The sequence below is a fragment of the Priestia sp. RMT2NF4 genome, assembly GCF_047872835.1.
GTDB classification, from domain to species: domain Bacteria; phylum Bacillota; class Bacilli; order Bacillales; family Bacillaceae_H; genus Priestia; species Priestia zanthoxyli.
On sequence record NZ_JBLQZO010000005.1, the window covers coordinates 365,513 to 378,028 of the forward strand.

At 38.1% G+C, this 12,516-nt stretch carries 14 protein-coding genes, 1 rRNA gene, 1 pseudogene and 1 riboswitch; of the genes and pseudogenes, 10 read left to right on the plus strand and 6 right to left on the minus strand.

Annotated features, from left to right (window positions below; genetic code table 11):
- Positions 1-104 precede the first annotated feature (104 nt).
- A pseudogene (locus ACMX9J_RS21315) lies at positions 105-284 on the plus strand (hypothetical protein).
- 53 nt (positions 285-337) lie between these two features.
- On the plus strand, positions 338-742 hold the full coding sequence (locus tag ACMX9J_RS21320; protein ID WP_274863062.1) for a YugN-like family protein: 405 nt from the start codon (positions 338-340) through the stop codon (positions 740-742).
- Between the two features lie 9 nt (positions 743-751).
- On the opposite strand, the gene ACMX9J_RS21325 is transcribed toward ACMX9J_RS21320, so the two are convergent.
- The 3 genes from ACMX9J_RS21325 to cdaS all read right to left on the minus strand — a co-directional run bounded on the left by ACMX9J_RS21325 (position 752) and on the right by cdaS (position 2,715).
- Entirely contained in the window at positions 752-1,540 is a 789-nt protein-coding gene (locus ACMX9J_RS21325; protein ID WP_033580474.1) for a potassium channel family protein, read from the minus strand.
- Between the two features lie 67 nt (positions 1,541-1,607).
- Positions 1,608-1,991: a VOC family protein gene (locus ACMX9J_RS21330; RefSeq protein ID WP_033580475.1), complete on the minus strand. Its 384-nt coding sequence runs from the start codon at positions 1,989-1,991 to the stop codon at positions 1,608-1,610.
- Positions 1,992-2,088: 97 nt separating this feature from the next.
- Positions 2,089-2,715, minus strand: a complete 627-nt coding sequence (cdaS, locus tag ACMX9J_RS21335) for a sporulation-specific diadenylate cyclase CdaS (protein WP_416226148.1) — start codon at positions 2,713-2,715, stop codon at positions 2,089-2,091.
- 313 nt (positions 2,716-3,028) lie between these two features.
- Positions 3,029-3,131: riboswitch (SAM riboswitch) on the plus strand.
- 253 nt (positions 3,132-3,384) lie between these two features.
- Between cdaS and ACMX9J_RS21340 the strand changes: the two genes are divergently transcribed.
- From ACMX9J_RS21340 to ACMX9J_RS21370, 7 genes are all read left to right on the plus strand, one after another.
- Complete coding sequence (locus ACMX9J_RS21340; RefSeq protein WP_325076085.1) at positions 3,385-4,098, plus strand: phosphoadenylyl-sulfate reductase; 714 nt, start codon at positions 3,385-3,387, stop codon at positions 4,096-4,098.
- A gap of 19 nt (positions 4,099-4,117) precedes the next feature.
- On the plus strand, positions 4,118-5,197 hold the full coding sequence (locus ACMX9J_RS21345) for an inorganic phosphate transporter (RefSeq protein ID WP_080754495.1): 1,080 nt from the start codon (positions 4,118-4,120) through the stop codon (positions 5,195-5,197).
- A 52-nt stretch (positions 5,198-5,249) separates the two neighbouring features.
- A complete protein-coding gene (gene sat / locus ACMX9J_RS21350; protein ID WP_014457931.1) occupies positions 5,250-6,401 on the plus strand; it encodes a sulfate adenylyltransferase in 1,152 nt (383 codons plus the stop codon).
- Positions 6,402-6,413: 12 nt separating this feature from the next.
- Complete coding sequence (gene cysC, locus ACMX9J_RS21355; RefSeq protein ID WP_028412601.1) at positions 6,414-7,013, plus strand: adenylyl-sulfate kinase; 600 nt, start codon at positions 6,414-6,416, stop codon at positions 7,011-7,013.
- 91 nt (positions 7,014-7,104) lie between these two features.
- Positions 7,105-7,884: a uroporphyrinogen-III C-methyltransferase gene (gene cobA / locus ACMX9J_RS21360; protein ID WP_033580477.1), complete on the plus strand. Its 780-nt coding sequence runs from the start codon at positions 7,105-7,107 to the stop codon at positions 7,882-7,884.
- Between the two features lie 13 nt (positions 7,885-7,897).
- Positions 7,898-8,665, plus strand: coding sequence for a sirohydrochlorin chelatase (locus ACMX9J_RS21365; RefSeq protein WP_033580478.1), 768 nt, complete (start codon positions 7,898-7,900; stop codon positions 8,663-8,665).
- Positions 8,646-9,254, plus strand: coding sequence for an NAD(P)-binding protein (locus ACMX9J_RS21370; RefSeq protein ID WP_047749626.1), 609 nt, complete (start codon positions 8,646-8,648; stop codon positions 9,252-9,254). Before ACMX9J_RS21365 ends, ACMX9J_RS21370 begins: the two co-directional genes overlap by 20 nt.
- A 27-nt stretch (positions 9,255-9,281) precedes the next feature.
- Here ACMX9J_RS21370 and ACMX9J_RS21375 read toward each other — a convergent pair whose 3' ends face one another.
- From ACMX9J_RS21375 to ACMX9J_RS21385, 3 genes are all read right to left on the minus strand, one after another.
- Positions 9,282-9,959 carry an MgtC/SapB family protein gene (locus tag ACMX9J_RS21375; RefSeq protein WP_013059577.1) on the minus strand — a complete coding sequence of 226 codons (678 nt, stop codon included), beginning with the start codon at positions 9,957-9,959 and terminating at the stop codon, positions 9,282-9,284.
- A gap of 119 nt (positions 9,960-10,078) precedes the next feature.
- Positions 10,079-11,665, minus strand: coding sequence for an AMP-binding protein (locus tag ACMX9J_RS21380; RefSeq protein WP_033580479.1), 1,587 nt, complete (start codon positions 11,663-11,665; stop codon positions 10,079-10,081).
- A 243-nt stretch (positions 11,666-11,908) separates the two neighbouring features.
- Positions 11,909-12,103 (minus strand): hypothetical protein, encoded by a 195-nt coding sequence (locus ACMX9J_RS21385; protein ID WP_033580480.1) that lies wholly within the window; start codon positions 12,101-12,103, stop codon positions 11,909-11,911.
- Positions 12,104-12,455: 352 nt separating this feature from the next.
- Here ACMX9J_RS21385 and ACMX9J_RS21390 point away from each other — a divergent pair.
- Positions 12,456-12,516, plus strand: a 16S ribosomal RNA gene (locus ACMX9J_RS21390); the annotation flags it as partial.

Here is a 12,516-nt window from a genome sequence, read left to right on the forward strand (position 1 = left end):
AGCCCAAGTGAAAAACGAACCATTGATCAACGTGTTTGATTAGTGGTTCGTTTTTTTGTGATGGTGTATATAGTTTTACCCGTTTTGTTCCTTCTAGCAGTTGATTGGGAGGGCAAGGCGAAGACTCCTGCGGGAAAAGCGACGAGGAGGCTCAGCGGCCGCCCGCGGAGAGCGAAGCCTTGCACGGAAATCAACTGCGGTGTCACAAGCGATTTATACGAGCTACTTTATCTAGTGTGTTTGTCTTTAGGTTAATTATGTCTCAACCTCTTTTTTGCTTTTGAGATAAAGGATAAAAAGCTGGAAAAAGGACATGTTAAAACAGAGGAGGGATAAGATGATTGAATTATCTTCAAGATTAGACGGCACATTATTCAAGCTTTATGAATTAGAAAAAACGCTTAAGCCGCTTGGGTATAACATTGGAGGAAATTGGGATTATGATCATGGTTCATTCGACTATAAGATGAATGATGAAATCGGCTATCAATTTTTGCGTATCCCGTTTACAGCTACGAATGGAGAACTGGATTCTAAAGGAACAACCGTACAGATTGGTACGCCATTTTTACTTTCACATAAGTATCAAATTGGCTTAGATGACAATGTTCACAATGGAAACGTGGGTGCTTCATTTAACCAGTTTGCAGAACCCCAAGACGCAGACGCTTCATTTCCAGAAAAGTATATCAGCTTAGGAGAAGAGCTAATTAGAGAGGCAGAAGAGGCGCTGCTTCAATAATTGAAAGGATTATTCTTTTCTTAAACTCTCTAATTTTTTCACAAAAATATGTTCGTACATGACCTGACTAATCAACTCGTTTGTTTTAATCATTTCATTTACCCCCAAATTTTGCGCATTTTGAATATGCTTTTTTGTTAACAGTTCAACGATGCTGTAAATAGAAGGGTTCAATCCTTGCAGAGCGACTAGCGTAACAATCGTATTCATGTCTGCATATTCTTCTGTCTTATGCTGATCGGCAGTAATCAGCACTTTTTTTGCGCACCGAGCATTGGCAAGTTCTAATACCTCATAGTGAGAGGGACTTCCTTTAATAAAATGAACGCGATCACAGATCATGGGGTTTTTAGTCAGAGAGTCGTCGATAAGAACAATGTCTTCTTTATGAAATGCGTCGCGATAAGACTCTAGCACGAGTTTGGCGCGCTCATTCCACCCCACAACGATGAAGTGATCTTTTCCATAAAACTTTAAATTCCCTTCCAAATAAGCGCTCTCAGCGGAAACAGCAATTTTAGAAAGCGTGACAAAATAAGTAGTAATAAATCCCGTTCCAACCAGGACTAAAATAATTGCAGCTAACCTTCCAATCGTAGTGGTGGGAGCAAAATCACCGTATCCTATAGTAGAGATTGTAATAATAACCCACCAAATTCCTTCAAACACATTCCCAAACGTTTGCGGCTCTAGGAAATGTATAAGCATGCCGAAAAGTAAAACAAGGCAGCCGATAATAAAAAGAAGCCGCACTAAAATAGAACGACGAAAAAGTCGGAATAATAGCCATTCCATCATAAAAAAACCTCCAGTGATTAGTCATAGCCACAGTATGACCATTTTTCACTGAAGGTATAAGATATCTTTATCTTTTTACTTCGTAATATTCAATCCATTCTTTGTCTGGACCGTAGAAAAATAAGTATCTTGCTCCATTTGGCAAAGTTACAATGTTTTCTTCCACAAATGAAACGCCTGCTGATTTTAAACGCTCAAACTCTTCTTCAATTCCATCTACTGCCAGCGCAAAATGATGAACTTTACCTTCACTAGGTAAGCTTGAGTTATACCCTTGAATTAACTCTACGATTACATTGCCTTCTAAACCTAGAAAAGCTAGCTTCAAAGACGGATCGGTATGTGGTAGTGTTTCGATGAGCTCCAATCCCACTTTTTGTGTATAGAACTCAATAGATTCTTCTATATCCTTTACTTGAACGCCTACATGTTCAAATTTTAAAATTGCCATATGCATCACCCGTATCTATAGTATGTAAAAACTATGAAATATATTAAAGAGAAAGGATAGATAAGTCAAGATAGGGCTGCTTATCAGGAAAGGGCTCTTAAATCATATTTTTGCTGGAGTGAATAGGGTAGAGGCTTCCATCAAGAGCAAACGAAATTTTACCTGTTTCTTCAGATACAACTAAAATTAATGCATCCGATTTTTCCGACATTCCAATGGCTGCACGGTGACGTGTTCCCAACTTTTTGTTCGTTGAAATAATAGACGAGAGAGGTAAAACATTAGCAGCTGAAATAAGCTGATTATTTCTAATTAGGACGGCTCCGTCATGTAAGGGTGTCCCTGGATAGAACAGTGTCTCAACTAGCGTAGCGCTGACAGGAGCTTGAATAGGCATTCCTTTTTGAATAAGAGGATCAACACTTTGTTCCCGTTCAATGACAATTAAAGCGCCGTGACGTTTCTCAGAGAGGTTATGAATAGCTAGGGACAGAGCAGCGTATTCAAATGTATAAGGCGATAAGTAATGACGCAAGTAATAAGAGGCGGCCGTAGCTTGAACATCTTGAAATAACCTTCTCATCTCCTCAAAATCACATAAAATACAATGATCACTCGTGTCTAAATGTTTAATTAAATTAGAGGCTTCAGTTGAAATCTGCTGTAAATATGTTCGCACATTATTTTTAATTGTATCGTCTAATTGAAAGGGTTGTCTCTCCATCTTATATAGCTCCTATCTGTCAGTCAGTGTTATCTGTAATGTGTGCTAATGTGAGTGAATTATCCGTAAAGCTCATAAATCCGTTATTAATTTTATAGAGAGATTTTGCATTTTATTTAGCAAGAGAACATAAAAAGTCGGGGGAAAAAGAAAGCGTTTTATAAACTTATATGTTCACATTTGGGTTAAATTTACATATGTTGTTTTAAATAAAAGTATAGATATTTCTGTGAATTTAAAGTATAGTTTTCTTATCGGATATATAATTTTTAATGTTGACAAATATTCTAAATATGCTAAAATTTTTAAAAAATGCTTATCAAGAGTGGTGGAGGGATCTGGCCCGCTGAACCCCGGCAACCTGCTTAGCAAGGTGCTAATTCCAGCAAAGTGTGTATCATTTTGAAAGATAAGGTGAAAATTATTGCCTACCCAGTCTTTCAATACGGAAGACTTTTTATTTTGATATAGCGCAAGAGATATTTTGAGGAGGGACAACGATGACTGTAAACCCCGACTTAAAACAAACCTTTGAACACGCCGAAGCAAAGTAAGAATTAAATAGTTTCGCTGACTAGACACACTAGAGGCGGTTTTATCCAATTCTAGTGGGTAAAACCGTCTTTTTTTATTGGATAACGCGGATAACTAAGAATTGGAGTGGAGAAAATGGCAGGCTTATATACGTACGAAAACTGGAGCGATACATTTCCAGAGTTCGACAGTAAAGATGAAACAAAAGGAGCCCTTTCAGCATTGCAGTGGGCGTATGATACCTACGGAGATTCAATTATTTATGCGTCAAGCTTTGGGATTGAAGGAATCGTGTTAATTGATTTAATTTCAAAAGTGAAAAAAGATGCTGAAATTGTCTTTTTAGATACAGGGGTTCATTTTAAAGAAACATATGAAGTGATTGATGCAATTAAAGAACGCTTCCCTGATTTACGTATTCATATGAAAAAGCCGGATTTAACTCTTGCAGAACAAGCTGAAAAACATGGAGATGAGCTTTGGAAGAGTCAGCCTAACCTATGCTGTCAAATTCGAAAAATCATTCCGCTAAGAGAATCCCTTGCTCCTTATGATGCGTGGATTTCTGGTTTGAGACGTGAGCAGTCTGAGTCTCGTGCCAACACGAATTATTTTAATAAAGATGAGAAATTCAAGAAGGTGAAAGTTTGTCCGTTAATTCATTGGTCATGGAAAGAAATTTGGCGTTATGTGTATAAGCATGATTTGCCATACAACAAACTTCATGATCAAGGCTACCCAAGTATCGGCTGTGAGCCCTGTACCGCACCTGCCTATAATGTAGACGATTTACGTTCAGGAAGATGGGCAGGTACACAAAAAGTGGAGTGCGGATTACACGAATCTTAAATACGAAAGAGCTGAATAAATGATGCTTTTATATGTTGCCTTTATCATTGCGCTTTTTTTTGCAATGAATATTGGGGCAAGCGGTGCAGCAGCTGCTATGGGCGTTTCATACGGCTCCGGTGCAATTAAAAAGCGAAGAGTGGCCCTGTTCATCTGTGCTGTAGGAATTGTGCTCGGAGCTGTTACCGGAGGCGGTGAGGTGGTAAAAACCATCAGTTCAGGTATCATACCTGAAAAACTGCTGTCAGTAGAATTAGTTATTATCATTCTGGCTGCTGCAACGCTGTCACTCTTTTTCGCGAATTTGATTGGTATCCCTTTATCAACAAGTGAAGTAACAGTTGGCTCAGTTGTTGGAGTAGGGGTAGCTTATCAATCTCTGTATGTAGAAAAACTTTTAATTGTCATGTCTTTTTGGATTATTGTTCCGCTAGTTTCATTTGTTATTGCTTTTTTGATTGGGAAAGTGATAAAGCGCAGAGCGCATAAAAAAGAAGCAGAGGGAAAGTGGAAAAGAGTTTTAACGATTTTAGTTATTGCAACGGGATTCTTTGAAGCCTTCTCAGCTGGAATGAACAATGTGGCAAATGCTGTCGGTCCTCTAGTAGGAGCTGGATTAATGGATGCTACAACGGGTGTCATAGCAGGAGGATTGGCGGTGGCGCTCGGAGCTCTTTTACTAGGAGGCCGAGTTATTGAAACAAACGGAAAAAAAATTACTCGCTATTCTGTAGGAGAAGGCTGTATTATCTCGGGTACTGGTGCTTCTCTTGTTACAGTCGCTTCACTGTTTGGTTTGCCAGTACCGCTTACACAGGTCACTACGTCTTCTATTATTGGAATAGGCGCAGCGAAAACGGGATTTACGAAAGAACAGCGAGAAGTGGTCATTCAAATGTTAAAGGTTTGGGTGGTATCCCCTGTATTTTCACTCGTAATCTCATATGTTCTTGTGAAATTAGTACTTGAAAGCGACTTATATTCATTTGTGGTGCTAGCTAGTGGATGTATTGCTACAGGAGGTATTCTAAGCTTAGCTAGAACAACTAGAAGAAAAAGAGCAAGCCTGCAGTCGGAAAAAGAAAAAATGACTGCGTGATTCAAGTGCTTTTTATTATATTGTGTTAATTACTTAAGGAGGATTTTACAAAATGACAACAATTCAAGCACACGGTGGAGAATTAATTAATTTATATCAACCAACATATGACTACACGTCACTAACAAAAGAAATTGAAGTAGACAACATGGCTCTAAGCGATTTAGAACTAATTGGAATTGGTGCTTATAGCCCAATTACGGGGTTTTTAGGAGAAAAAGATTATCAATCAGTTGTTGAAAATATGCGTCTAGCAGATGGAACTGTATGGAGTATTCCTATTACTCTTCCCGTAACAGAAGAGCAGGCTAAAGAATTAAACATTGGCGACAAAGTAAAACTAGTTCAAAGCGGTGTGACATATGGTGTTTTAGAAGTTTCTGAAGTATATACGCCAAATAAAGAAAAAGAAGCGGAAAATGTGTACCGCACAGCAGAACTTGCCCACCCTGGTGTGAAGAAAATGATGGAACGCCCAAATGTATATGTAGCAGGTCCAATCGTACTTGTAGAACGTACACCTAAAACGCGTTTTGAAAAGTATTACCTAGATCCAACTGAAACAAGAGCAGCATTTGAAGAGCGCGGTTGGAAAACGGTTGTTGGATTCCAAACTCGTAACCCTGTTCACCGTGCGCATGAGTATATTCAAAAAACAGCATTAGAAATTGTAGACGGCCTGTTTTTAAATCCACTTGTAGGAGAAACAAAGTCAGATGATATCCCAGCAGATATCCGTATGGAAAGTTATGAAGTACTTTTAGAGAACTATTATCCTAGCGATCGTGTAGCTTTGGCAGTTTTCCCTGCTGCAATGCGCTATGCTGGACCTAGAGAAGCTATTTTCCATGCAATGGTTCGAAAAAACTTTGGATGCACGCATTTCATTGTAGGCCGTGACCACGCTGGTGTTGGTGACTACTACGGAACATATGATGCACAAAAAATCTTCAGTAACTTTACGGCAGATGAATTAGGAATTACACCTTTATTTTTTGAACACAGCTTCTACTGCAAGAAGTGTGAAGCGATGGCATCAACGAAAACATGCCCTCACAGCAAGGAAGATCATATGATTCTATCTGGTACCAAGGTACGTGAAATGCTTCGTAACGGAGAAGTGCCACCAAGCACATTCAGCCGTAAAGAAGTAATTGAAGTGTTAATTAAGGGATTAGCAAAACAAAAAGTATCTTCAAAATAAGGAGCGGTTGAAGTGAGTAAATCAACAAACATTACGTGGCATGATGCTGGAATTACAAAACAGGAAAGACGCGAGCAAAATAATCATCACAGTTTTGTATTATGGTTTACGGGCCTTTCGGGTTCAGGTAAATCTACCGTAGCAAACGCAGTGGCAAAAGCGCTTTTTGATAAAAATATTCGCAATTATGTATTAGATGGTGACAATGTTCGTTTTGGCTTAAACAAGAATTTAGGGTTTTCTGCTGAAGATCGTACAGAAAATATTCGCCGTATCGGTGAGGTTTCTAAGCTGTTCGTAGACAGCGGTCAAGTGGTACTAACAGCATTTATCTCTCCATTCCAAGAAGATCGCGCTCAAGTGCGTGAGATCTTAGAGGGGAATGAATTTTTGGAAGTATACGTAGAGTGTCCGTTAGAAGAATGTGAAAAAAGAGATCCAAAAGGCCTTTACAAAAAAGCAAGAAGCGGAGAAATCCGTGATTTTACAGGAATTGATTCTCCCTATGAGTCACCTGCTAATCCTGAAGTAACAATTAATACAAGCACACAGTCTGTAGAAGAATGTGTACAAACTGTTATTGAATATTTATCTAACCGAAAATTCATCTAAATGACAGCGGACTTTGTCCGCTGTTCTAATTCAAATTAAAATTTGGGAGCGCTGCGGAGACGTGGAAATGATGGAAGGGTGAAAGGCATTCATGGGGAAAGTATATCTAGTCGGTGCAGGACCAGGAGATCCAGATTTAATTACATTAAAAGGGTTGAAAGCAATTCAGCAAGCAGATGTTATCTTATATGATCGTTTAGTGAATAAGGACCTGCTGGAGTATGCTAAAAGTGATGCTGATATTATTTACTGCGGAAAGCTTCCAAACTACCATACCCTCAAGCAAGAAACAATCAATAACTTTTTAGTGAAATTCGCTAAAAAGGGGAAAATTGTAACGCGCTTAAAAGGCGGAGATCCATTTGTTTTCGGACGCGGAGGGGAAGAAGCAGAAGCTCTCGTGCAACAGGGCATTTCATTTGAAATTGTTCCAGGAATTACATCAGGTATCGCAGCTGCTGCTTATGCAGGAATCCCTGTCACTCACCGGGAATACAGCGCAAGCTTTGCTTTTGTAGCAGGACACCGTAAAGACAGCGAGCATGATGCAATCAAATGGGATAGCCTAGCCAAAGGTGTAGATACTCTTGCCATTTATATGGGAGTGAGGAACTTACCGTACATTTGCCAACAGTTAATGGAACATGGAAAAACCTCAGCTACGCCAATTGCATTGATTCACTGGGGCACATGTGCGGACCAGCGCACTGTAACTGGAACTCTTGGTACAATTGTTGATATTGTTAAAGAAGAACAAATTGAAAATCCCAGTATGATTATCGTTGGTGAAGTTGTAAATTTTCATGACCGATTGAATTGGTTTGAGAAGACTGGACAGCATTACTATTCGTATGCACAAGAAGCTTACTAAAGAGGTTGATTATATGGATGCAGTTTTATATGTTTGCCATGGCAGCCGCGTAAAAGAAGGCGCTGATCAGGCAGTTGCTTTTATTGAAAGATGTAAAAAAAATCTAGATGTACCGATTCAAGAAGTTTGTTTCCTAGAGCTAGCTTACCCTACTATTGAACAAGGATTTGAAGCGTGTATTGAACAAGGTGCTACTCGTATTGCCATTGTGCCGCTGCTGTTATTAACAGCTGCCCATGCAAAACATGATATACCTGAAGAAATACACAAAGTATATGAACGCTATCCACAAGTAGAAGTACTGTACGGAGAACCGTTCGGCGTAGACGAACGAATTGTTGATATCTTAGTAGAGAGAATCAATGAAACCAATGTGGATAAGCATGAAGATTCGATGGTATTGCTGGTTGGGAGAGGAAGCAGTGATCCTGCTGTAAAAAAAGATTTTAACGAAATAGCTCAACTGCTAAAAGGTAAAGGAGCTTTTAAAGAAGTGAGCACATGCTATTTAGCTGCCGCTGCCCCTAATTTAAAAGAAGGCCTGCACCTTGCTAAACAAACTTCGTATAAGCAAGTATTCGTTCTCCCGTACCTTTTGTTTACCGGTATTTTAATGAACGAAATTAAGGAAGAGTTGGAGCAGTTATCAACAGATGACCAGCAGTTTATCTTAGCAAACTACCTAGGTTATCATGATGGACTTGCACACATTTTAAGTCATCAAGTAAAAACGTTATTATCGAGTAGAGGAAATCAATACGATGTATACCGTTATGCTTGATTTAAAGGATCGTTCGGTCTTAGTAGTTGGAGGCGGAACAATCGCAACTCGTAGAATTAAAGGTTTTTTACAAGAAGGAGCAGCCATTACAGTGGTTGCTCCAACTGTTTCAGCTGAAATAAATGAGTGGGAAGCTAAGAATCAGCTGTGTGTAAAAAGAAAAAAAGTAGGAGAAGAAGACTTACTTAATGTTTTTTTTATTGTTGTAGCTACAAATGATAAAGCTGTGAATAAGTTCGTTAAGCAGCATATTAAAAATGATCAGTTGGTTAATATGGCCAGCGGTTTTTCCGATGGAAATATTCAAATTCCTGCACAGTTTTCTAGAGGGAGATTATCGCTAGCAATATCCACAGATGGCGCTAGTCCTTTGTTGACAAAACGAATAAAAGAAGAATTATCTTCGAATTATGATGAGAGTTACACACAGTATACACAGTTTTTGTACGAATGCAGAGTTCTTATCCACAGATTGAATGTGTCAAAGAGCCGTAAACATGAGTTGTTAACAGAAATTATCGATGATCAATACCGGCTGTCTCTAGTAAAACAGAGGGAATTTTTACAACAGATTGAAAAATATAAATAAAAAAACGGCCAATTGGCCGTTTTTCATTTATACATTTTCAACTTCAATGCTACGAATACCGCTGATTTTTTGAATCTCGTAATACACTTCTGTAGTAGGACGCTGATTATTAACTGACACTTTCATACGTATATATAATTCATTGGTGTCTAAATCTTTGATTCGAATATTTTTTATTGTAATATTCTTTTCTCTAATGCTGTTAGTTGTATCAAAAATATTGTGCTTATCAGCCAGCTTAAGTTGAAGAATAAGCTCTTTCTCGCGCAGTTGCCTAGGCCCTAGAATAGTAATAAGGAAAGGGAGAAGTTCAACGCTGATGATGAGCAGTACAACTCCGGTAATAGCTTCGGGATAAAACCCTGCACCTACAGCAATACCTATACCTGCTGCCCCCCAGATAATAGCGGCTGTTGTAAGCCCAGAGATGCTGTCATTTTCTTTTCGTAAAATAACACCCGCTCCTAAAAAACCAATTCCAGAAACAATTTGAGCAGCCAGACGAAGCGGGTCCATTGTGATATGATCACCTTTATTAAAAATTTGAGAAGACTCAATCGAAACAATCGTGAGTAAACAGCTAATAATGGAAATTACGAGAGATGTTTTTAAACCAACAGGCTTTCGTTTTAGTTCCCTTTCAATTCCAATAATAAGACCAAGTACAGCAGAAATACCTAATTTGAGCAACATTTCATTTTCCATTATTTTCACCTATTTCAATAGACATTGTTGTTTATATCTGTATGAAAGAAGAAAAACAGATATGTATCAGTATAGTAAACTTTTCTTCATAATGACAGGTGAAATTCGAAAAAATCTGATTATTTATAAAGCGCTACGATCGTTTCTTTTAATTTATATTTTTGAATCTTGCCGGATGCCGTCATGGGAAAGTCGTCTATAAAATAAATATGTTCGGGAATTTTGAAATGAGCAAGCTTACCTTTGCAAAAGTCTTTGATTTCTTGAGCGGTAAGAAAAGAATCTTGCTTGAGTTTAATGCATGCAGCAACTCGTTCTCCATACTTTGGATCAGGAATACCGACAATTTGCACATCTTCTACCTCGGGTAATCTATATAAAAACTCTTCAATTTCTCTTGGGTAAATGTTTTCTCCACCTCTAATAATCATATCTTTTAGACGTCCTGTAATTTTTACATAGCCATCTTTATCGATGGTAGCTAAATCTCCTGTATGTAGCCAGCCCTCTACAATTGTTTTTTCTGTTTCTTCCGGCATTTTGTAATATCCTTTCATTGTTAAATATCCTTTTGCACAAAGTTCTCCTTGTTCTCCAAAAGAAGCTTGTTTACCTGTAATTGGATTAATAATTTGAATCTGTACATGATCATGTACTTTGCCAACCGTTTGTACTCGCCGCTCGATAGAATCAGTTGGGGTTGTTTGGGTGATTACAGGAGATGTTTCGGTTTGACCATAGGCGATGGTAATTTCGCTGATACCCATGTCATTTATGACTCGTTTCATTACTTCTGCTGGACAATTAGAACCAGCCATGATTCCTGTGCGAAGAGTAGATAAGTCATATTGATTAAACTCAAGTGCATTTAATTCCGCAATAAACATAGTTGGTACACCGTGAAGCGCTGTACATTTTTCTTTCTCTACGGTGCGTAAAACAGAGGAAGGCTGAAATTCAATAATCGGTAGCATAGTAGCACCTACGGATACGCATGCTAGAACGCCCAGTACACATCCAAAACAATGAAAGAAAGGAACTGGGATGCATAAGCGGTCTTCGTTAGTCAGTTTCATAGACTGAGCAACTAAAAAGCCGTTATTTACTATATTATGGTGACTTAGCATAACTCCTTTTGGAAAACCTGTTGTTCCGGAAGTATATTGCATATTGATAACTTCATGGATATGTAGGGATTGCTCATACTTATCGAGCACCTCATCCGATACCATTGAGCTACTCATTAAGAACTCGTTCCAAGAAGTATGTTCGCTTGATTCACTTAAGTTTATAAGATGTTTTAGATTGGGAAGATTATGTTCAATACCGGTGATAATAGACGTATAAGAAGTGCTTTTAAATTCATCAATGAAAAATAGCGCTGCTGTATCAGAATGCCTCAATACATACTCTAATTCAGAGGATTGGTAGCTTGTATTAAGGGTAACCAAAACAGCGCCTATTCTAGCTGCTGCGAATTGCAGAAGTAACCATTCCGGCACATTTGTAGCCCAGATAGCGATATGATCGCCTTTTTTGAGACCGGTGGCTAGAAGTGCCTTTGCAACTCGAGAGGTTTCTTGATAAAACTCTGCGTACGTATAGCGAATATTTTGTTCAGAGTAGATAACCGCTTCTTGATGCCCAAACTTTTTTGTACTTTCTTTTAAAAGTTCTCCAACCGTTACTTCAAGCAATGGTTTCATTTGGTTTCCTCCTTGAATAATGTTAAAGTATATATGAAAGCGTTTTCTAAAAGTAGTTTATCAAATTTAAAGAAAGTGTTCCAAAAAATCATTCGACAAATTCCTTCACTGTCCATCGCACGTATGAAGAAGGGGGGAGCTGAGTTTATCGTATTGATTTCAATAAGTAAGTATACCGAATGCGAATATTGTAATAAAATAAAGAAATGTCTCCTTATTATAAGAAGACAACGTAACATCATGTTAATAAAGAATGGTATAAAAATATGAAGTAAACAAACAAAAAATTATGCTGAATGTTGAAAGTGAAATAAATGAAAGGCCGTTGACTTTGCCTTCTTTATTAGACATTTGAATTGATTCCCAATAAGCAAGTGAAATTAAGAGAATAGACATACAAAAGGACAAATAGAGTGCAGCTGCAATTAAGGTATCCAAGTGAACGCCTCCTTGGCGGATAATGATTTAATAGACATTATGCTAGCTTAGGTCTAGATATGCTAGTATCTATTAATTGGCTAACGTTTCGTGTACAAGAAAATAGTTTTTAAAAATATATCGAAAAACTATTGCACAATAAAAGAAGGCATGGTATATTATTAAATGTCGCTAAGATGAACTGCTAAAGCAAACATCGAAGTGATAAACAAATAAAAAACTTGTTGACAACTAGATTGCAACTTGTTATGATAGTAAAGTCGCTTAAGAGCGGCGGTTGAACTTTGAAAACTGAACAAAGCGACAAACGTCAACGTTAATTTTTATTTTTTAAATGAGCAAGTCAAACATTTCTTCGGAGAGTTTGATCCTGGCTCAGGATGAACGCTGGCGGCGTGCCTAATACATGCAAG